Origin of the sequence: Azospirillum argentinense (genome assembly GCF_000632475.1) — a bacterium.
Classification (GTDB): Bacteria; Pseudomonadota; Alphaproteobacteria; order Azospirillales; family Azospirillaceae; genus Azospirillum; species Azospirillum baldaniorum.
This window is the reverse complement of sequence record NZ_CP007794.1, coordinates 678,375-699,578: the sequence shown is the minus strand read 5'-3', so window position 1 is coordinate 699,578 and position 21,204 is coordinate 678,375. Positions and strand designations below refer to the sequence as shown.

14 protein-coding genes are annotated in these 21,204 nt (G+C 69.7%); 7 read left to right on the top strand and 7 right to left on the bottom strand.

What is annotated here, in order from left to right; all coding sequences use genetic code 11:
• Positions 1-12: 12 nt before the first annotated feature.
• The 3 genes from ABAZ39_RS17305 to ABAZ39_RS17295 form a co-directional block, all read right to left on the bottom strand.
• Positions 13-957: a transglutaminase family protein gene (locus ABAZ39_RS17305; RefSeq protein WP_040134144.1), complete on the bottom strand. Its 945-nt coding sequence runs from the start codon at positions 955-957 to the stop codon at positions 13-15.
• Between the two features lie 13 nt (positions 958-970).
• The gene (locus tag ABAZ39_RS17300; protein WP_247881709.1) at positions 971-3,565 is read right to left on the bottom strand and encodes a circularly permuted type 2 ATP-grasp protein; all 2,595 of its coding nucleotides are present in this window, start codon (positions 3,563-3,565) and stop codon (positions 971-973) included.
• A gap of 123 nt (positions 3,566-3,688) precedes the next feature.
• Positions 3,689-7,033 carry a transglutaminase family protein gene (locus ABAZ39_RS17295; protein WP_040134143.1) on the bottom strand — a complete coding sequence of 1,115 codons (3,345 nt, stop codon included), beginning with the start codon at positions 7,031-7,033 and terminating at the stop codon, positions 3,689-3,691.
• 260 nt (positions 7,034-7,293) lie between these two features.
• On the opposite strand from ABAZ39_RS17295, the gene ABAZ39_RS17290 reads away from it, so the two are divergent.
• Both ABAZ39_RS17290 and ABAZ39_RS37550 read left to right on the top strand, forming a co-directional pair.
• Positions 7,294-8,220 (top strand): hypothetical protein, encoded by a 927-nt coding sequence (locus tag ABAZ39_RS17290; protein ID WP_040134142.1) that lies wholly within the window; start codon positions 7,294-7,296, stop codon positions 8,218-8,220.
• A 12-nt stretch (positions 8,221-8,232) separates the two neighbouring features.
• Complete coding sequence (locus ABAZ39_RS37550) at positions 8,233-9,042, top strand: lysozyme inhibitor LprI family protein (RefSeq protein WP_040134141.1); 810 nt, start codon at positions 8,233-8,235, stop codon at positions 9,040-9,042.
• A gap of 16 nt (positions 9,043-9,058) precedes the next feature.
• On the opposite strand, the gene ABAZ39_RS17280 is transcribed toward ABAZ39_RS37550, so the two are convergent.
• On the bottom strand, positions 9,059-10,009 hold the full coding sequence (locus ABAZ39_RS17280) for an aldose 1-epimerase (protein ID WP_063922675.1): 951 nt from the start codon (positions 10,007-10,009) through the stop codon (positions 9,059-9,061).
• Positions 10,010-10,290: 281 nt separating this feature from the next.
• Between ABAZ39_RS17280 and ABAZ39_RS17275 the strand changes: the two genes are divergently transcribed.
• Entirely contained in the window at positions 10,291-12,939 is a 2,649-nt protein-coding gene (locus ABAZ39_RS17275) for a serine/threonine-protein kinase (protein WP_040134139.1), read from the top strand.
• 130 nt (positions 12,940-13,069) lie between these two features.
• Here the strand turns inward: ABAZ39_RS17275 and ABAZ39_RS17270 are convergent, their stop codons facing one another.
• Positions 13,070-13,597 (bottom strand): peptidylprolyl isomerase, encoded by a 528-nt coding sequence (locus ABAZ39_RS17270; protein ID WP_051658393.1) that lies wholly within the window; start codon positions 13,595-13,597, stop codon positions 13,070-13,072.
• Positions 13,598-13,857: 260 nt separating this feature from the next.
• Here ABAZ39_RS17270 and ABAZ39_RS33120 point away from each other — a divergent pair, with 260 nt between their 5' ends.
• The 4 genes from ABAZ39_RS33120 to ABAZ39_RS17250 are packed head-to-tail and all read left to right on the top strand — an operon-like array spanning position 13,858 to position 17,921.
• Positions 13,858-15,300 carry an intermembrane phospholipid transport YdbH family protein gene (locus tag ABAZ39_RS33120; RefSeq protein WP_081863232.1) on the top strand — a complete coding sequence of 481 codons (1,443 nt, stop codon included), beginning with the start codon at positions 13,858-13,860 and terminating at the stop codon, positions 15,298-15,300.
• A 5-nt stretch (positions 15,301-15,305) separates the two neighbouring features.
• A complete protein-coding gene (locus ABAZ39_RS17260; RefSeq protein WP_051658206.1) occupies positions 15,306-15,563 on the top strand; it encodes a YnbE family lipoprotein in 258 nt (85 codons plus the stop codon).
• On the top strand, positions 15,560-15,895 hold the full coding sequence (locus ABAZ39_RS17255; protein ID WP_040134137.1) for a YdbL family probable chaperone protein: 336 nt from the start codon (positions 15,560-15,562) through the stop codon (positions 15,893-15,895). The genes ABAZ39_RS17260 and ABAZ39_RS17255 overlap by 4 nt, the downstream gene beginning before the upstream one ends.
• Positions 15,896-15,908: 13 nt before the next feature.
• Complete coding sequence (locus tag ABAZ39_RS17250) at positions 15,909-17,921, top strand: O-linked N-acetylglucosamine transferase, SPINDLY family protein (RefSeq protein ID WP_040134136.1); 2,013 nt, start codon at positions 15,909-15,911, stop codon at positions 17,919-17,921.
• Here ABAZ39_RS17250 and ABAZ39_RS17245 read toward each other — a convergent pair.
• Both ABAZ39_RS17245 and ABAZ39_RS17240 read right to left on the bottom strand, forming a co-directional pair.
• Entirely contained in the window at positions 17,918-18,643 is a 726-nt protein-coding gene (locus ABAZ39_RS17245; RefSeq protein WP_040134135.1) for a hypothetical protein, read from the bottom strand. The two genes, ABAZ39_RS17250 and ABAZ39_RS17245, sit on opposite strands and share 4 nt — an antisense overlap.
• Before the next feature lie 96 nt (positions 18,644-18,739).
• Complete coding sequence (locus tag ABAZ39_RS17240; protein ID WP_040134134.1) at positions 18,740-21,166, bottom strand: LPS-assembly protein LptD; 2,427 nt, start codon at positions 21,164-21,166, stop codon at positions 18,740-18,742.
• Positions 21,167-21,204 lie beyond the last annotated feature (38 nt).

Below are 21,204 nucleotides of genomic sequence, written 5' to 3'. Positions count from 1 at the left end.
GGCCGTGCCAGATCAGGACGCCCCGTTTTCCTCCAGCGGTTCCACATCGACGCTGACCGACAGCGTGTGGCCGGCGGCTCCCATCAGGACGCCGCGGGCGGGGCTGACGTCGTCGTAGTCGCGGCCCCAGGCGATGGTGATGAAGTCCTGATCGGCGCGGCGCGCGTTGGTCGGGCAGACGTCGATCCAGCCGGTCTCGGCGCCGCACCAGACGGACGCCCAGGCGTGGCTGACGTCGGCGCCGACCAGACGCGGCCGGCCCGGCGGGGGCAGGGTGCGCAGATAGCCGGAGACGTAGCGGGCCGGCAGCCCCATGGCGCGCACGCAGCCGACCACGATGTGGGCGAAGTCCTGGCAGACGCCGCGGCGGTGCCGCATCACCTCGGCCATCGGGGTGGCGATCGTCGTCGCGGCGGGATCGAAGGTGAAATCGTCGTGGATGCGCCGCATCAGGTCCAGCGCGGCCTCCGCCGCCGGACGGCCGGGCGTGAAGGACTGCGCGGCGTAATCCTGCAGCGTCGGGCTGGCCGCCACCAGCGTGCTGTCGAAGCGGTATTGGACCACCTCTGCCCCGTCCTCCGGCCCGCTCAGGCCGCCCAGCGAATCCCGCACACTTTCCCAGGACGGAGTCGAGGCGGCGTCCAGCGGCGGTGGCGGGCCGACCTCGACCTCGCTCTCCGCGGTGACAACCAAGTGCCGGTGCGGCTCCTGCATCGCGACGTAGGTGACGGTGTTGCCGAAATAGTCGGTGTGGGACGATTGCACCGCCGGCGCCGGCAGGATGGTTAGCGCGCTCTGGTGAACGCGCTGGCGCGGGTGCGGCCGGGCGGTCAGGTGGAGCAGATGGTGCGACACCGACACGTCCTCGCCATAGTCGTAGCGGGTCGTGTGGCGCACGCGGAAGCGCACGCCGAAACCGTCGCCGGAGGGAACGTCAGCGGGGGCCGCGCCGGCCATGGTCGGGGAAAGGTCAGGCCGGTCGGGCAAAGGCATGGCTGAAATAGGCGTGGGTCAGGAGGTTGGAAATCTCGGGCAGCGACAGGGCGAGCGAGTCCAGCAGCGTGTGCAGGGCGGCGCCCGAGCCCAGCGCGTCCGGTGCGCGCAATGAGGCGCGGGCGGCACCAAGGATCGAACGGGCCGAGGCCGCCGTGTCGCCCGGCACGGCCTGCGACCCGCTGGGCAGGGCCGCCACGTGCCGCTCCAGCGCCGCCAGCTGGAAATCCAGGGCGCGCGGGTTGGAGTCGTCGGCCAGAAGCAGTTCCAGCACCGGGCGGCGGCGCACGCTGGTCAGGTAGCGGGACCGATAGGTCATCACGCTCTCCCCCAGCTCCAGAAGCACGCTCAGCGTCGCCACCTGGACCGGCTCGTCCTGGCGGTCGAGCGTGTGGACCGGGATGCCGCGCATCACCGAAATGATGTGGAGCGCCCGCTCGATGCGCCGGCCGATGTCGAGGAAGCGCCAGCCCTGGCCGCGCGTCATGCTCTCCTGCTCCAGCCCGGCGATGGCGGCGAGGCTGGTCATCAGGTCGTCCAGCCGCAGCAGCATGGCGGCAGCGTCGAGCTTGTGCGCCGGCGGCTGGCTCTGCCGTTCCAGCATCGTCACCACCCGCCACATGTCGAGCGACAGGCGGTCGCGCACCGAATAGGCGGTGCGGTGCACCCGCTGTACCTGGGCGCGCAGGCTGTTGGGATGGTCCGGATCGACGACCGAGCTGTAGAGCGCCGCCCGCAACGCCCGCCCGCCGCCGAGCGCCGTGACGCGCGTCAGGTCCCAGGGGATCATGCCCTCCCAGGCCATCAGATGGAGGAGCGGGCGGAGCTGGAGCGACGCGCCCGGCACGTTGCCGTCGGTCAGGCGGGAATGGGTGGAGCGCAGCAGGCGCACCGTGCCCTCCGACCGCTCCGCGTAGCGGCCCAGCCAGTAGAGGCTGTCGGCCACCCGGCTGGGCAGGTCGGCGGAAGCCGCCTTGGGCACCGGTTGCGGTTCCTGGGCCGGCTGCGGGCGCGGCGTCGCCGGTGTGGCCTCGGCCCGGCGCCCGGACAGGATCCAGGTGTCCTTGCTGCCGCCGCCCCGCTGCATGGAGACGACCAGCTTCCCGGATTCGGTGGACACGCGGGTCAGGCCGCCGGGCATGACGGTGTAGCTGCCATCCGGGCGGGCGCAGAGGAAGACGCGCAGCACCAGCGGGCGCGGCTGCAGCCGCCCGCCCTGCCAGATCGGCGCGGTGGACAGCGCAAGCCGCTCCTGCGCGACGTAGCACCAGGGGCGGGCCTTGATGCGCTCGACCAGGGCGGCGCGCTCCGCCGCCGACAGGTCGGCGCCGAAGATCGGCTCGAAGGACAGGGACGGGAAGGCCGGCTTCACCACCAGCCCGTCCAGATGCTCGATGACGTAGGCGCGCTCGTCGTCGTTGCCGCACCACCAGACGGCGACGCCCGGCATCTTCAGCTCCTCGCCCAGCAAGTGGCGGCAGAGCATGGGCAGCGACGGCTTGACCGCCATGGATTCCAGGAAGCCGGAGCCGAGGGAGTTGGCGACGACGACGTTGCCGGCGCGCACCGCCTCGATCAGCCCGGCCACGCCCAGCGAACTGTCGGCGCGCAGCTCCAGCGGGTCGGCGAAATCGGCGTCCAGGCGGCGCAGGATGACGTCCACCGGCTCCAGCCCCGACAGGGTCTTCAGATAGACCTGACGGTCGCGCACGGTCAGGTCGGCCCCCTCCACCAGCGTGATGCCGAGGTAGCGGGCCAGATAGACGTGCTCGAAGTAGGTTTCGTTGTAGGGGCCGGGCGTCAGCAGGACGATCCGCGGCTGGTCGCGGCGCGGGCTCAGCGACAGCAGCGTTTCCTTGTACGCCTCGAAGAAGGGCGACAGATGCTCCACCTGACAGTGGCGGAAGCTGTCGGGCAGGACCTTCGCCAGCACCGCCCGGTTCTCCAGCGCGTAGCCGCTGCCGCTCGGCGCCTGGGTGCGGTCGGACAACACCCACCACCGCCCGTCCGGCGCGCGGGCGAGGTCCGCCGCGTAGAAATGCAGGTGGATGTCGTTGGGCACCGGAATGCCGTGCACGGCGCGGCGGAATCCGGGATCGGCGTGGATCACCGCCGGGGACAGCCGCCCGCTGCGCGTCAGGGTCTGCGGCCCGTAGATGTCGGCCAGCACCGCGTTCAACAGCGTGGCGCGCTGGATCAGGCCCGATTCGACGGCCTTCCACTCGTGCGAGGGGATCAGCAGCGGCACCATGTCGAGCGGCCAGGGCCGCTCCATCCCCTTGGGATCGCCGTAGATGTTGTAGGTGACGCCGTTCTGGTGCAGCAGGCGCCGCGCCTCCTCCCACCGCTCGGCCATCAGTTCCGGGTCGAGAGGACCCAGCGTGCCCATGAAGGTCTGCCAGTGCGGGCGCAGGCGGCCCTGGCCGGTGACCATCTCGTCATAGACCTCGCCGCGGCCGTAGCCCATGGCGTCGGCCTCGCCGAACAGCGATCCCTGGAGGAACGGCACCGGACGCAGCCCCGGAGGAGGGGGCGCGCTGGGGTCAAGAAAGGGCGAATCGCGGTCAGCCAAGGTTCGGATCGTACGTTCACGGCGGTGCAATGCGCAGCAAGTGTGAACGCCCGGTCCCGCCGATGCAAGCGGCGCATCGGTGCCCCCCAGCCGAAAGGCGTATTCCGGCCGGGGGATGCCCGGTCAACCGCGCCGCAGGTCGAGAGTCATCGGGAACTGCGGGTTGCGCTCCTCCGCCGGTGCGTCCATCGGGCCGGGGGTGTGGCCGAAGGGGAAGAAGCGGGCGAGGCGCCGCCCCTCCGCCTCGTTGGCGTTGACCGGGAAGGTGTCGTAGTTGCGACCGCCCGGATGCATGACGTGGTAGGTGCAGCCGCCGATGGAGCGGCCCGCCCACAGGTCCAGGATGTCGAAGACCAGCGGCGTGTGCACCGGGATCGTCGGGTGCAGGCAGGAGGGCGGCTGCCACGCCCGGTACCGCACGCCGGCCACGAACTCACCCTCCGTCCCCGTGGGGATCAGTGGCACGCGGCGGCCGTTGCAGGTGATGGCGTAGCGCGCATCGGTCAGGCCGGTGACCCGCACCTGCACCCGCTCGACCGAGCTGTCGACGTAGCGCACGGTGCCGCCGCCGCCCGGCTCTTCGCCCAGGACGTTCCACGGCTCCAGCGCCATGCGCAGTTCCAGCGAGATGCCGCGCTGGTTGACGTGGCCGTAGACCGGGAAGCGGAAGTTCATGTGCGGGTCGAACCAGCGCTCCTCGATGGGATAGCCGTGATCGCGCAGGTCGGCGACGACGTCCGCCAGATCCTGCTGCACGAAGTAGGGCAGCATGAAGCGGTCGTGCAGTTCCGTCCCCCAGCGCACCAGCTTGCCCTTGTAGGGCGCCTTCCAGAAGCGCGCGACCAGGGCGCGCAGCAGAAGCTGCTGGGTCAGGCTCATCTCCGCGTGCGGCGGCATCTCGAAGGCGCGGAACTCGACCAGCCCGAGGCGCCCGGTGGAGCTGTCCGGGGAATAGAGCTTGTCGATGCAGAATTCGGCCCGGTGGGTGTTGCCCTGCACGTCGGTCAGCAGGTTGCGCAGCACGCGGTCGACCATCCAGGGCGGGCAATCGCCCGCGGCGGCGGCCTTGTCGATCTGGTTGAAGGCGATCTCCAGCTCGTAGAGCGCGTCGTCGCGGGCCTCGTCCACGCGCGGCGCCTGGCTGGTCGGGCCGATGAACATGCCGGAGAAGGCGTAGGACAGCGACGGGTGGTTCTGCCAGAAGGCGATCAGGCTGCGCAGCGTGTCGGGCCGCCGCAGGAACGGGCTGTCCGCCGCGGTGGCGCCGCCCATCACCACATGGTTGCCGCCGCCGGTGCCGCAGTGGCGCCCGTCGATCATGAACTTCTCGGCGCCCAGCCGCGACTGGCGGGCGTCCTCGTACAGCTCCAGCGTGTTGCGGACCAGTTCGTCCCAACTGTGCGAGGGGTGGATGTTCACCTCGATCACGCCGGGGTCGGGGGTGACGGCCAGCGAGTTCAGGCGCGGGTCCTTCGGCGGCTGGTAGCCCTCGATCACCACCGGCATGTCCAGTTCGAGCGCCGTCGCCTCGATCTCCGCCAGCATCGCCAGATAGTCCTCCAGCGTGTTCATCGGCGGCAGGAAGAGGTGGATGCGGCCGTTGCGCGCCTCGCAGGTCAGGGCGGTGCGGACCACCCACCAGGCGGATTTGCCGTGCTCCGGCATCTCGCTGCGCACTTCGGCCATGGCGCGCTGGACGCGCTCGTTCCGTCGAGAGGCGTCCTGGCGTCCGGCCTCCTCGCGCATGGCGTGCTGGCGCAGCGGCACCCGGTTGGGCGGCAGCGGCGCCCGCTCCTCGAACGGGTCGGTCTCCCAGGAATAGGGATAGTCCTGCGGCGCCACCCAGGGCAGCGAGCCGAGCGGCAGGCGGAAGCCGACCGGGCTGTCGCCCGGCATCAGCAGCAGCCGTTCCTGGCGCAGCGGCCACGCGCTGGACAGCCACACCGGCCCCTGCTGGGTCACCTTGCGGTTGATCGGCAGGGCGAAGCCGACCGGCTCGTTCAGGCCGCGGGTGAAGACATGGGCGAGGCGCGCGCGCTCTTCCTTGTCCTCCAGCCTGCTGTCCAGCGGATCGACGTTGACCGGCAGCAGCGATTCGCGGCGCAGATAGTGCCAGGGGTCCTCGTAGGCGGCGAGCACCAGCGCCGGGTCGAGCCCCAGCTTCTTGGCCAGCGTGACCAGGAAGGCGCCAGCATCCTCCGCCGTGTGGCCGTAGTCGGTGTCCTCGCGCGCCAGCAGGTCGCTGTTCGCCCACAGCGCCTCGCCGTCTCGGCGCCAGTAGACAGTCATCGCCCAGCGCGGCAGCGATTCGCCGGGATACCATTTGCCCTGGCCGAAATGCAGCAGCCCACCCGGCGCGAAGCGGTTGGCCAGCCGGTGCACGAGGTCGGCGGCCATCTTGCGCTTGTTGGGGCCGAGCGCCGTGGTGTTCCACTCGGCCCCGTCCATGTCGTCGATGGAGACGAAGGTCGGCTCGCCGCCCATGGTCAGGCGCACATCGCCGGCGGTCAGCTCCTCGTCGATGCGGTGGCCCAGCGCCTCGATCCCCGCCCACTGCCGGGGCGTGTAGGGCTTGGTGACGCGCGGCGCCTCATAGATGCGGGTGACCGACATCTCGTGCCCGAACTCGACCTCGCACTCGTCGATGAGGCCGGAGATGGGGGCGGCGGAGGACGCGTCGGGCGTGCAGGCCAGCGGGATGTGCCCTTCACCCGCCAGCAGGCCCGAGGTGGGGTCGAGGCCGACCCAGCCGGCGCCGGGCAGAAACACCTCGGTCCAGGCGTGCAGGTCGGTGAAGTCCTCTTCGGGACCGGACGGTCCGTCGAGCGCCTTCTGGTCGGCGGTGAGCTGGATCAGGTAGCCGGAGACGAACCGCGCGGCCAGACCGAGGTTGCGCAGGATCTGCACCAGCAGCCACGCCGAATCGCGGCAGGACCCGGTGCGCTTGCCCAGCGTCTCCTCGCAGGTCTGGATGCCGGGCTCCAGGCGGATGACGTAGCCGATGTCCGTCTGGAGCCGCTGGTTGATGTCGACCAGGAAGTTGATGGACGCCGCCGGCTCCCGCGAAATGCCGGTCATGTAGTCGGCCAGCAGCGGCCCCGGCTCCTCCACCTCCAGATAAGGGCGCAGTTCGCGTTCCAGCCAGGGCTCATAAGCGAAGGGGATGGTCTGGGCCTTCTCCTCCAGGAAGAAATCGAACGGGTTGATCGCCGCGATCTCCGCGACGAGATCGACCTCGATCACGAATTCGCGGGTCTTCTCCGGGAAGACGAAACGGGCCTGATAGTTGGACTGGGGGTCCTGCTGCCAGTTCAGGAAGTGATGCTTCGGGGTGACGCGCAGCGAATAGCTGAGGATCGGGGTGCGGCAGTGGGGAGCCGGGCGGAGCCGGATGATCTGTGGCCCCAGATTGACCAAACGGTCGTAACGGTAGACGGTCTTGTGGTTGAGAGCGACGTGGATCGCCATGAAGTTCCACCCGTTGTCTGCGCTGGCCGGTCCCCTGCGGCCCACCGCCGCACGGTCAGGGCATAGTACCATCGAAGAGTTCGCGCAGACCAGAGCGCCTTCGCAGACGCGGCACGAACTGGTTGCACAAAAAACATGCAGTATCATAATGGACCGGTTGCGTCTTTCATCGCTGCCCGGCCGGCCTTATAAAGACCTGATCCCCGTCCACCGGTCCGGTCCGTTGGATGGGAACGACGCAGGCAGGGTGTGCATCGGAAATGGCGACGCTGGCGGGCCTGTCCATGGGTGGCGGTGCTCCGGCGGGCGACGGAGCGCCCGGCGGTGCCACGCGCGGCGTCGTCACCGGCAAGTACTTCAACTTCAACCCGCTGCCGCCGCCGCCGGACGTGCTCGGCAACCCGTTGGTCGTTGGCAACCTGCCGACGCATAAGGCGCCGAAGGAGACATGGCGCAGCCGGTGGCAGCGCCGCCTGGCGCGTTTCCACATCGGCAGGCAATCGGCGCAGGTGAAGCGGCGCTGGAAGATCCAGGACACCATCTCCTCGGTGATCGCTTCGGTCTCACCGGCGGCGACCATGCTGGGTCAGCGGGGGGAACGGGAAAAGCGTCCGGCGTCGAGCGTTCCGGTCATCGTGGTCCGACACCCCTATCATCTGCGCCACGTCTTCGAATTGATTCAGCAGAGCCGCGACGATTTCGCGGCGGAACGCCGGTTCCTCGAACTGCTGATGGGGCGTGTTCTGCGCAAGTATGGGGAGCAGCTCACCCAGATCCGTGGCTCCGCATTCTCCTTCGAGAACGAGGCCCGGGAATATTTTTTTGCCGGGTTCAAGCTGGAGCGGCAGATCAAGAAATACACCAGTCCCGACGAGCGCTTCGCCGCGCTGCAGTCGATCTATATCAACTATTTCCATGGACGAAACTATTACCTTTACGCCTTGCTGCGCCGGGAAAAACTGGCACCGGACAACAAGCTGTTCATGCTGAATTCCCGCGCCGTCTATTTCATGGCGCGCATCGGCTGGAACGGGGAACTGCTGGACAAGCCCAACCCGCGTTCGCTGCCCAGCCGGGAGGACATCTTTTTCCTCGTTCAGCGTGACAAGACGGTCCTGACGCGCTATCGCAGCGACCAGGATTTCCAGCGGCAGGTGAAGGCCGTCCTGGAAGCGTTTCCGGCGTAAGGGATGAGTGCGATGCGGGCAGCGATTCTTCTGGCGGGCATGCTGATGGCCGGAACGGCCATGGCGGCGGACACCAGCGGGGAGGCCGCCAAGCCCGCGGACTGCGCCGGAGAGGCGCCCGTGGCGCTGCTGCTTTGTCGGGACACGTCTCTGGCCGCCACCGCCGAGAAGCTCGATGCGGCGTTGCGGGGTCTGACCGACGAGGCGGGAAAGGCGGGGGAGGAGGCGGTTGCCGCCGGCCAGCGCGCCTGGGTCCAGCGGCGGGACGCTGCCTGTCCGGTGGCGGAGGCCGATCTGGCCGACCCGAAGAAGGGCAAGGACCGGGCGGCCTGTCTGGCGCGCCAGATGACCGAGCGCACCAAGGCGCTGGAAACGGAACTGGCCGTCCGCCGGGCCCCGGTGGCGGACGAGCCTCTGACCGTCACCACGTCCGCCCCGCAACGCCCGGTTCAGCCCATCGGCCAAGGCCAGGCCAAGTCGGTCCCGGCGAAGCGCACGGTGGACCTGCCGGCCCTGACCGGCCGCTGGGCCAAGGCCGATCCGGCCACCCGGACGCCCATCGACGATTGCCGGACCTCCTACCTGGAGATCACCAACGACGGCGGCTTCAGCCTGCACGACCCGCGCATTGCCGCCTTTCCGCTGGAAGGCCCGCTGGCGCCCGGCGAGGGCGATCTGGCGGAGGGTTTGGCCTTCGGCGGGGAAGAGGGGCTGCCGGAAGGCGTGCTGCGCCTGGATGCCGCCGAGGCGTCGCGGCTGGACCGCCTGTTCCTGACGCTGGACCCGCCGGCCTTCGGCGCCACCTTCGTGCGGTGCCGCTGACGCTGCGGACCGGCTCTCAACGGGCGAGCGTTTCCAGGCGCAGGCGCATGGTGCCGATCAGTTCCTCGCCCGGTTCGAGACGGCGCAGGCCGGTGTCCGGCTCTTCCGGGCGGTTGACCGCGTCGGTCATGTGGGACACCGGCTCGACGCAGAGATAGTCCGCGTCCGGCGGCGCGTAGACGATGAGATGGCCGAACGGCCCGTCCGTTTCGATCGACAGCCGCCGATCAAGCGTCGGCCAGTCCAGCGCCGCCACGCCATCCCAGCCGGTGAAGCCGTTGTCCAGGACGGTCCGGTCCATGACGATCCCCGTCGTGAAGTCCCAGCGGGGCGGCACCGCGACGCGCTCCACCGGAAGGATCGTCGGGCCGTTCAGCCAGACGCCGCCGACGCGGGCGGTCAGCCGCGTGCCCGGCGGTTTCGGGAAATAGGGGTGCAGCCCGATCCCGGCGGGCATCGGCGTGTCGTCCTCGTTGACGAGGGAGAGGGTCAGGCTGGCCCCGTCCTCCTCAAGCACCACGGTCTGCGTCGCGCGGCAGCGCCAGGGCCAAGCATCGGCGGGGTGCCGGAAGACCATGCGCGCCGATGAGGCGGTGGCGTCCTCCACCGTCCAGGCGGTGCGCCAGCCATGACCATGGATGACGTGCGGGTTGCCATCCCCGTCAAGCGGAAGCCGCACCGCCCGCCCGTCGAAGGTGAACTGCCCCCCGGCGATGCGGTTGGAGAAGGGCACCAGCGGAAAGCAGCCCATGTCGATGGCCGAGCCGTGGCGCAGCGCCCAGTCGGAGGCCGGGCGAAGCAGGTCGATGGTGCCGTTCGCGCCGCGCCAGGCGAGGCTGGCCACGACACCGCCACGCTCCGGGCACAGCGTGCACTCCAGAGAGCCGTTCGCAGCGCTGCGATTCAATGTAAGAGTGTGGGTAAGGGTGTGGGCGCCGATTCCCTGGTCCAACTCGACCTGCCGCATCCGGACCTCCTGCCGGCGGTGGTTGGGCGCCGGTATCGTCCGGGTATCGCACAGCCCGCAGGGGAAGGGAAGGGCGGGGCTGCGCGCAAAAGTGTGCCGTCGGCCGTCCCCGATGCCCTCTTGCAACACCTTTGCGCAAACAGCCCGGCGTGCAGCGCAACCGGACCGATCAGCCATTTTGGCCCTCGTATACCGGCTGTTTACCGGATCGCCCGGACTATGATGGACCGTTCACGCCATCCGCGCGCCGCGCCGATCCCGCCCAAAGGCCGCCTGTGTCAATGCCCGCCTCCAGGACACCCGCCTCCGCAGGAGCGATCGGCCCCGCCGGCGCGCTCGACGAGGCGGTGCTGTGCCACACGCTTGCCGACTATCATGGGGGACCGGCGCGGATGGTCATCGGCATCGTCCTGCGTCAGCATCTCGACGGCCTCGTGCTGACCCCGACGGAGCTGATCCACAACAGCCGGCATTTGAAGGTGCTCCAGGCCAAGGCCACACAGATGGAGTCCGCCCTGGGCCGGATCGCGACGGTGCAGGCCCGCCTTCCCGGCCAGGAGGCGAAGGCCCGCCGCCGCGCGCTGGACAACGCGGTTTCCGAAACCGTGGCAAAGGCGCGGGCCGCCCAGACCGCCTTTTCGGGGTTGGCGCGAGGACGCACCCTCATTGAGTCCATCCTGCGCAGCGCACCGGCGAAGTCACCGACCGGCGACGCCGTGTTCGACCTGCGCGTGGCGCTCTCCATGGAACTGGAGGAATGCCGCACCTGGACGTCGAAGCTCGATGCGCTAATGCAGCTTTTCCCGGCGGAACGGCAGGACGCCCTGTCCGTGGCGCTGGACGAGGTGATCGGCGACGTGCTGGCCTCGCCCGGTGCCACCCAGGAGCTGTTCGGCGGCACACCGGCTGGCGGGTCGCCATTGGTCACGCTGTGCAACCTTCTGTTCGGACGCGTGCCAATGGAGGCGTTCGGGCCGAACCGGCTGGGCGTTCTCAACGGCCTGTTCCGCCAGGGCCGCCTGCCCGCCGCCCGCGTCATGGTGCTGGAGCGCATCCGGCGCCAGCTCCGCGCGCCGCAGCCGCTCGGGCGCGGGACCGCGGAACAGGAAGCGGAGTTGTTGCGGACGTTGATGGGTCATCTGCTGTCGCCGGCAGGGCTGACCGGCGGAGCCGCCATGGCCGACGCCCTGACCGTCCGCTATTCCCGCCGGTTGGAACAGGGCGGGGCGAGCGCCTACCGGCGGTCCATCGTCGGGCTCAGCGAAACGCAGCCGGACCTGATCTGCCGAATCCATTATCTGACCGGCGTCTCCGCGGTGCCCGCCGCGGAACGACACCTGGGCGAGGTCGTGGACGCGCTGGACGCCGCGTTGAAGAACGAGCTGCTGGTGGAGAACATGGTGCTCCAGACGCCCGATACGGCGCTGGTGCGGCAGGCCCTGACCGGCGCGGTGGAGGCCATTCGCGGGTCGGCCCTGCCGGACCACGACCGCGAGCGGATCGCCGCCCGTGCGGCCTCGGTGGTCGACGAGTTCGTTCGGCGGGGCCGGCTCGTCCAGCGCCTGCGCCAGATCGAACCGCTGCCGCGCCGCCGGATCATTCGGCTGGCGGAACTGGCCTGTTCCGGTCTGGTCGGCGATGACGCGGCGCTTTCGGTCCTGCGCCAGCACATCCTGGAAACCGTCCGCCAGCCGCCGTTCCAAGCCGAACTGGCCGGCGCCCAGGGCGACGACATCGCCCAGGCGGAGGTGCGTCGCCTCTACGAGTTGCTGGACCGGCTGAGCCAGATGCCGCTGCCCTCGGCCAAGCCGTCGCCGCCGGCCACGCAGGGGGGAACGGGGGCCGCCTTCGAACCTTGCGGCGCGACGGCTCTGCCGACCGTGGTGGCGCCCCCAGTCCGCGGCATCGCCCCGCCGGTCAGCCTCGCCGCCGTGACGGTGGAGGCTCCGGCCGCCGGTGCCGCGCCGGGCCTGTGCCCGGCCTGCTTCGTTCCGAAGGCTCCGCGCGAGGCGTGCCGGGATTGCGGCTACCCGGTCCGCGTCCAGAACCGCGCCGGCGTCCATCTGCTTCCGGGAACGCGGCTGTTGAGCCGCTATCTCGTGGGCCGCGTCCTGGGGCAGGGGGGATTCGGCGCCACCTATCTTGGCTGGGACGAACGGCTTCAGATCAAGGTCGCGGTGAAGGAGTTCTATCCGGCCAATCTGGTGTCCCGCGCCGCCGGATCGTCGGGAGTCGTTCCCTTTTCCGACGAACACGGACGGAGCTTCTCGGCCGGCCTGGCGAAATTCCTGGAGGAGGCGCGAATGCTCGCCCGCCTGCGGGAGGTGAAGGAGATCGTCAGCGTCCAGGACTTCTTCGAGGAGAACGAGACCGCCTACCTCGTGATGGAGCTTCTCGACGGCCGGACCCTGAAGCGGCACGTCGCCGAAAGCGGCGGGCGGATCGCGGCGCGCCAGACGCTGATCCTGCTGTCGCCGATCATCAAGGCGCTGCACGCCGTGCACGAGCAAGGGCTGATCCACCGCGACATCAGCCCCGACAACATTTTCCTGACGAGCGGTGGTGAGCGCAAGCTGCTGGATTTCGGTGCGGCGCGCCACGCCGCTGGAAAGAGCGCCGATCTGACGGTGATCCTGAAGCCGGGCTACGCCCCGCCCGAACAATACGCACCGGACGGCAAGCAAGGGCCTTGGACGGACGTCTACGCGCTGTGCGCCACCGCCTACTACGCGCTGACCGGCAAGACGCCGCCCGACGCCACCAGCCGCTTCATGAGCGACCGGGTGCCCCGTCTGGCCGAAGGCGGCGCCACGGTGCCGCCGGGATTCGAGAAGGTTCTGCTGAGCGGCCTGTCGATGCGCTGGCAGGACCGCCCCCGCAGCATGCGGGATCTCCTGGTGGCGCTGACCGCGGCGATGAACGGGCAGTGAGTGTCTGAAGCCGTGAGCGGCTGAGAAGGCAGGGCACGGGGGGCGGTGCGCGGTTTCACCGCCCCGGTCGCCTGAATCGGACCGCCGCGGTCGGCGGTCCGATTCCGAAGCCGTTGCGTGTCCGAAGCCGTTACTTGGCGTCGGCGGCAACCTGCATCTTGACGATCTTGTCCGGGTCGCTGACCTGACCGTTGCGGGACTGGCTGCCCTTCTTGATCTTGTCGACGAATTCCATGCCTTCGACGACCTTGCCCCAGACGGTGTACTGCTTGTCCAGGAACGCGGCCGGGGCGAAGCAGATGAAGAACTGGCTGTCGGCGCTGTCCGGGTCCGGCGTGCGGGCCATCGACAGCGTGCCGCGGACGTGCGGCTCGTTGCTGAACTCGGCCTTCAGCTTCTTGCCGGAACCGCCGGTGCCGGTGCCGGTCGGGTCGCCGGTCTGGGCCATGAAGCCGTCGATCACGCGGTGGAAGACGACGCCGTTGTAGAAGCCCTGACGGGTCAGCTCCTTGATGCGGGCGACGTGGTTCGGTGCCAGGTCGGGGCGCAGTTCGATGACCACGCGGCCGTCCTTGAGGTCGAGGTAGAGGGTGTTTTCCGGATCCAAGGCCTTGGCCTCCCCCTGAGCGAAGATGAATGTGGCGAACAGTGCCGCCATGAGAATGCGCGTCCACCGCAACATGCGAAACACTCCGATGTGCCGATTCCGCGGACGCGACCATAGGGGAAACCGGCGCCGATGCAAAGACGCCCTGCGGGGCTGCCTTCATCGGCGCCCATCCGATCCCCGTCCGCCGCCGCCTCATCATTGTCCCAACGCTGCACGGTCGCGTCCCGGCCGCGATGGACGATAGACTGCCTTTCGGGTGTTCATACCCGAAAGAGACCGATGGCACTTTGGACGGCGAGGGGTGGGGCGTGCGGCAGCAAAGCGTGCGGCGGTTGAGACGATGGCTGGTGCTGGTGAAGCTGGTGCTGATCGGTGGCGCGGTCGCCCTCGCCGTGCAGCACCGGACCGATCTGGCCGGCACCGCCGCCACGCAGGCGCTGCGCCGCGCCGGCTTCCCGGATGCCACCGTGATGGTGACCGACCTGTCGGTGGAGCAGACCAGCGCCGTGGTCCGCCTGGACCGGCAGGGCACGGTCGGCGGAACGCTCACCATCCGTCATCCGACGGACGCCCTTCTGGAGGGGCGAATCGAACGCGTGGATCTTGCGGGCGTCCGCTTGAGGCTGGACGTGGCCAAGGACGGCGTCCTGCGCGTCGCCGGCTACCCATTGACGGGTTCCGCCGGGGCGGGCAGCGACAGCGGCGCGGCGGGTGGCGGAAACCTCGTGGTTCCCATCGACACCATCCAGCTCGGCGACGCGGCGGTGACGCTGGCGACACCGCGGGGCACGGCCGGCGGGACGCTGCGCCTCACCATGACCCGCGACGGCGCGACCCACCGCGGGCAGGCGACGTTGACCGCCCCGGCCAAGGGCTTGCCGGTCCTGACCCACTGGACGGGCGCCGACACGATTGCCGAGACGGTGGGCACCCTGACCGCCAAGGCCCGACTCACCTGGGACGGCGTGGCGCTGAAGGCCCAGGGCGACCTGCTGCTCGCCGACCTCGCCGGACGGTTCGGCCCGGTGTCGGCCAGCGGGATCAACGGGGTGCTGTCGCTTCCCAGCCTGTTCCCGCCGGTGGTCGCGCCCGGCCAGACTCTGGCGGTGAAGCTGCTCGACGTCGGATTGCCGCTGACCGACGGCACCCTCCGCTTCGGCTACGGGACGAAGGGGCGGCTGAGCGTGGAGCGCGCCGAATGGCATTGGGCGGGTGGGGTGTTGCGGGCGGACCCCTTCGCCATCGACCCGGTGGCGCCGCTGGGAACGGTCACGCTGCGGGCGGAGCGCGTGCATCTCGGCCCGATGCTGGCGATGGTCGCGGTGGACGGGCTTGAGGCCAGCGGAACGGTCAGCGGGCGCCTTCCGGTGCGCATCGCGGCCGACTCCGTTCATCTGGATGGCGGGCTTCTGGAGGCCGACGCGCCCGGCACGCTGCGGTACGACCCCGAGAATCCGCCCGGCTTCCTGAAGGGGGAGGAGGGCAGCCCGACGGCCCTGCTGATGGGCGCGCTGACCGACTTCCGCTACGACACGCTGAGCGCCACCGTCGATGGACAGGCCGGTGGCGAGCTGGCGGTCGGCATCGCCATCCGTGGGTCCAACCCGGCATTCTACGATGGCTATCCGGTCGCGCTTAACCTTAAGGTGAGCGGCGCGCTCGACCGGATCCTGCGGCAGAGCCTGGACACTTACCGCATACCCGATACGGTGCGCGACCGCATGACGGAGTTCCAACGAAGGAATCCATGAGACACATGGTTCGAAGCCGGCGCGTCCTGACCGCCGCACTGATCGCCGGGTTGGGGGCCGGAATGGGCGCCTGCACCCCGACCGTCAAGGTCGAGGCGCCCGACAAGCCCATCGAAATCAACCTGAACATCCGGATCGAACAGGAAGTCCGGGTGAAGGTCGAACGCGACCTGGAAAAGGCCATCGCCGACGATCCGGCCCTGTTCGGCCTGCCGCCGTCCCAGGACAGCTTGGGCGGTGCGAAGGGAGGGAGGAAGCCATGAAGCGCATGTTTGCCGCCGCCGGGCTGGTCCTGGCGCTCGCCCTGTCGGGTCCCGCCTTGGCCCCGGCCCAGGACGCCCTGGGTGCTGCCAAGGCCGCCGGGCAGATCGGTGAACGGCCGGATGGGCTGGTCGGGGCGGTCCCCGGCGCGCCGGCCGCCGCGGCCCAGCTCGCCGAGCAGGTCAACGCCCAGCGTATCGCCCGCTACCGCGAGATCGCGGGAAGCAACGGCACCTCGGTGGATCAGGTCCAGGCTCTGGCCGGAAAGCAGCTGATCGAGCGCACTCCTGCCGGCCAATATGTGCTGTCGGGCGGGCGCTGGGTCCGCAAGTAAGCCACCGCCGCCCATGACCGCCGACCTCCGCGCCCGGATCGGGGAATGCCGTTCGGCGCTGGCCGCCAAGCCCGGCGATTCCGCGGCATTGGCCGGGCTGTTCGGCGCGCTCGACGCGTTGGGCGAGCCCGGGACTCCGGAGGAGGCGGTGGCCCGCTCCGCCCTTGGCGAGGCGTTGCGGCGGCAGGGACGGGCGGCCGAAGCCGTGGCGCACCATCGTGCCGCCCTGTCCTGGCTGCCCGATTTCGGCGGCAACCATTTCAATCTGGGCCTGACCCTCCAGGCGCTGGGCCGCACCGCGGAGGCGGCGGAGTCCTACGGCGAGGCCGCGCGGCTGATGCCGCGCTTCGCCCCCGCCCCCTGCAATCAGGGTGTCCTGCTGCGCGCGCTGGGGCGCTGGGAGGCGGCGGAAACGGCGTTGCGCCGTGCCGTGTCGCTCGACCCCACGCTGGTGCCCGGCTGGCTCAACCTCGGTGCGGTGCTCCAGGGGTACGGCCGGGCGGCCGCCGCCGCCGGCTGTTACCGCAACGCCCTGGCCCTGCGCCCCGATCTGGCCGAGGCCCACGCCAATCTTGGGCTGATGGTGAAGGAGGCCGGGCGGCTCGCCGACAGCCTGCCCGCCTTCGAACGCGCCCTGGCGCTCGGCCTGCCCGATGCCGGCGGCGTGCTCGCGCAGCTCGTCCAGCAGATGCGGCATCTCTGCCGTTGGGACGGGCTGGCGGAGCGTTCCGCGCAACTGGCCGCCCTGGTGCGCGGCGACGGGACGCGGCAGGTCCACCCCTGGATCTTCCTTGGCGAAGGCGCCGGCCCGGCGGCGGAGTTGGCCTGCGCCCGCCGCTACGCGGATTGGAGGACGCAGGGCGTCGCCGCCATGCCGGCCGGCCGCGACGCCGGACCGCGCGGCCGGCTGCGCATCGGCTATCTCTCCGCCGACTATCACGAGCACGCCACCGCCGCCCTCATCGCGGAACTGATCGAGCGCCACGACCGGAATCGGGTCGAGGTCGTCGGCTGCAGCTACGGGCCTGACGATGGCGGCCCGATGCGGCGCCGGCTGACCGCCGCCTTCGACCGTTTCATGGACCTTGCCGCCTGTTCCCACGCCGACGCTGCGGCGCGCATCCGGGCGGATGGGGTGGACATCCTGGTGGACCTCAAGGGCCACACCCAGCTCGCCCGGCCCGAGATCGCCGCCCATCGGCCCGCCCCCGTGCAGGCGCAGTGGCTGGGCTATCCGGGAACGATGGGCGCCGGCTTCATCGATTACGTGATCGGCGACCCGCTGGTCACACCGTTCGATCACCAGCCCTTCTACGCCGAGCGGATCGTTCAGCTTCCGGTCTGCTACCAGCCCAACGACCGAAGCCGGCCGATCGGTCCGACTCCGTCCCGTGCGGCCTGCGGCCTGCCGGAGCGGGGCATGGTCTTCTGCTGCTTCAACGCCGCCTACAAGATCACGCCGGCCCTGTTCGACCTGTGGTGCCGCCTGCTGCACGCGGTGCCGGGCAGCGTGCTGTGGCTGCTCGACAGCCATCCGGAGGCGAGCGCGAATCTGCGGCGGGAGGCGATGCGGCGTGGCGTGGCGGCCGACCGGCTGGTCTTCGCCCCCCGGCGCCCCCCGGCGGAGCATCTGGCGCGCTACCGTCTGGCCGACCTGTTCCTGGACACCACACCGGTTGGCGCACACACCACGGCCAGCGACGCGCTGTGGGCGGGCGTGCCGGTGCTGACGGTGGCGGGGGAGGGCTTTGCGTCCCGCGTCGGGACGAGCCTGCTGCGGGCCGCCGGCCTGCCCGAACTGGCGGTGCGGTCGCTTGCCGATTACGAGGACACGGCCTTGCGATTGGCCGGCGATCCGGACGGCATCGCCCGGCTGAAAGCACGCCTCATGGCAGAGAGGGAGCGTGCGCCGCTGTTCGATGCCGACCGCTTGGCCCGCGCCCTGGAGCGCGCCTACGCGACGATGTGGGACATCCACATGGCCGGCAAGCCGCCGCGACCGTTTGCCGTCCGCGACGAGGATTAAGGGAAGGGGCAGCGGTCGGCGGTCACATCCACGAAGGAGCGGGCGCCGGGCGCGAAGGTGAACCGGTACTCGTTGTTGTCGATCACCACCGTCTGGTGCAGGGGCAGAACGCCCTTGGCGACCGTCTCCTTGCCGCCCATGCCGGCGATCTTGATGGTCACCGGCTGGGCCGGATCGAACCAGCTCTCGGCGTTGCCCTGAGCGTTGCGCGACGACTGGCCCTCGCCGCTGACGGTCACCGCGCCGTTGTTGAAGCTGGTGCTGCGGTTGCCGGACTTAAGGAGCGGGGTGGCCAGGGCGAAGCGCTTGGTTTCCGCCGGCTGGCAATTGCGCACCGCCTGGACCTGGGCGATCACGAAGGCAAGGCGGTTGGGGTCCATGCCGCCCTTCAGACGCTCCGACACCAGCCCGGTCAGCCGCGCGAGATCGCCCGAGGGCACTTCGCGCTGAAGACGCGCCTCCAGATCCGCGGCGCGGGCCTCCGCCGTGCGGGCGGCGTGCTGCATCTGGCTGGCCAGCAGTTCGAGTTCCGCCTTCTGGCGCGACAGGGTGGAGATTTCTTCCCGCAACGTGACGTCACGGCCCTTCAACTGCTCGATGCCCATTTGGTAGGCGAACAGACCGACACCGAGGAGAACGGCGGCGAACAGACCGAACTTCGCGAATCCCGCCCAGAAGCGGCGGCGATAACGGCGTTCGTAGTCGTAGCGTCCCAAGGCCATGTGCAGCAAATCCGAGCGGAAGGAGAGGGTGCTATGGCTACCCAGATCGGCCGCCCGATGCAACCCCTTGACCTTGGCGGAAGACGCTGCTCCCGATCAGTTGCTGGCTCCCGACGGACCGAGGAATCCGGCGCTGATGCCCGGCGTGCGGAACTCGCCCACATTCTTGAACACGAAGCGGAAGAAGATGGTGTTCCCCTCCTGCTCGCCGTTCTGAATGACGGTGTAGTCGCGTTGGGCGATGGTTTCGAAGATCAGGCATTCGTCCTGATAGCGGAGCACGCCCGCACTGGCGCGCGGTCCCGCATCGGGACGGAATGCCTGGGAATGGGACACGCCGATCGACCAGTGTTCCGAGAACTGCGACAACACCGAAATGCCCGCCTGCTCCACCTCGTTCCGCTCGACGACGTAGGGATTCTCGGTCTGATCGACATAGGTGTAGGTGCCGGCGACGCGCAGCAGCGGCACCCCGGCCGATGCGGTGACCGAATGACGGCGCGGCTTCAGCGTGTCGTGGTCGATGCGGAAGCCGTAATTCACGTCCAGCCAGTCCGCCGGGCGCAGGTCGAGGCGACCGACGTAATCCGACGACTTCTTGTCGAGACCCGACCCGCCGCGGAAGTTCTCCGTATCGTCGGCGCGGAAGCTCTGGCCGACGAACAGGCTCGCCGAGCCCGTCTTGTAGCCCTGGAACGTCGTGCGCAGGCCGTAGGTGGCGCGAAGGCCGCCGTCCAGGCGATCGATGCCGGTGAAGCGGTTGGGCATCAGCAGGTTGACCTCGTCGAACTCGACGTCGAGGCTGTCCTCGTTCGGGAAGGCCGGATCGTTGTCCACCTTCGGCGACACGCTGATCTGACCGATCGGCTCGATGGTCTGGAAGCTGCTCTCGCCGTAGCGGACGAAGGGGTAGCGGACCGTGGTCATGGCCTGCGGGAAGAAGCGCAGGCGCTGAACGCTGTCGTTGCCCGTGCTGGCCGGGTCGTTCGGATCGAACCGCTGGGCGGTGTAGCCGGCCAGCAGGACGCTGCCCTCGATCGTGGTGACGAAACCGAGGTTGGAGTAGATGTCCCGCTGCCAGCCGGGCTGCATGGCCACACGCTGGGTGTCCGGACCGCCGCTGCCCGGACGGGCGATGGCCAGCAGGCTGCTGTCCAGGGACCAGCGCCCGCCCAGCAGGCTGCCGGGTTCGCCCAGGGCGTTGTAGCGCACCTCAGGCAGCACGTAGGGCTCCTGCACCGTGTTGCCCCAGCGCAGGTCCTGGAAGCTGTAGGCGTTGACCGCCGCGTAGTTGCGTCCGTTGAAGCCCTCGACGAAGGCGCGGCTGGTCAGCACCTCGTCGCGGATGTTGAAGTAGCGGCGCAAATACAGCTCGTCGCTCGCGCGCTTCAGATTGAAGCCCCAGCGCCAGGTCTCGTCGATGTCGAAAAGGCCGCTGGCGAAGGCGTGTCCGCGCCAGCGCCGGTCGTCGGCGCCCTTCAGCGTGCCGTTGGGGATTTCGCCTTGCGTGCCCGACGCGTCGAGCTGCAGTCGCCCGTTCTCGAAGCGCTTGCGGTACTGACCGCCCAGGAACACCCCCTGGTTCGAATAGCCGCCGAGGTCGAAGGTGGCGTCCTGGTCCGGTGCAATGTCCCAATAATAGTGGGTGATGGCGCCGAAACCGAGTTCGGAGCTGTTCCGGAAGCTCGGCGTCAGGAAGCCCGAGCGCCGGTCCACCGTGGGATCGGGGTGGGACAGATAGGGGGTGTAGAAGAACGGGACGCCGAACATCTCCATGAAGGCATCGCGGTAACGGACCTCATGGTCCTCGTTGTCCTGGACCACGCGGGCCGCGCGGATCTGCCAGACGGGTGCACGGGTCGGATCCGACTTGCACAGTTCGCAGGGGCTGTAGACGGCCCGGTTCAGGCGGATCAGCCGCCCGCCGCGCCGCTCGCCTTCGGCGCCGGCCATGCGGCTGTTGTCGGTCATCAGCACGCGGACATTCTCGACGAACGCGTCGCGCATGTCGTCGGTCAGTTCCGCGTAGTTGGAGAACAGGATGTCGCCCGACGGCTCGACCAGACGAACGTTGCCCGACGCAATCACCACCTTGGTCTTCTGGTTGTAGGTGATCGTATCGGCGTGGACCGTCCGCGCGCCCTGCGACAGCTCCACGTTGCCCGACGCGGTCACGAGGCTGTTCGCCTCGTCGAAGGTGACGGTGTCCGCTCCCAGAAGGACCGGGGGGTCCTGCGGCTTTCCTGCGGCCGCTCCCGCAGCCGGTCCCGATGACGGAACGACGACTTCCAGCCGCCCCCCCTGCTCCGGCCCGGTCGCCCCAAAAGGCGGCGCGGCGTTCGCCTGCGGCGTCGGAGGGGGAGGCTGCTGCGCGTCGGCCAGATCGGCCATGACGACGCCGCAGGCGGCCATCAGGGCGACGATGCCGGACCGCAGGACCAGCGACCGGCGGTCCAACGGGCGATGCATCTTCGGGCTGGTGGCGCGGGCGCGCCGGGCATGTCGGGACGGGAGCTGGGACATGCCGAACGTTTGAGGTAACCAACCCGCCAAGTCAACGG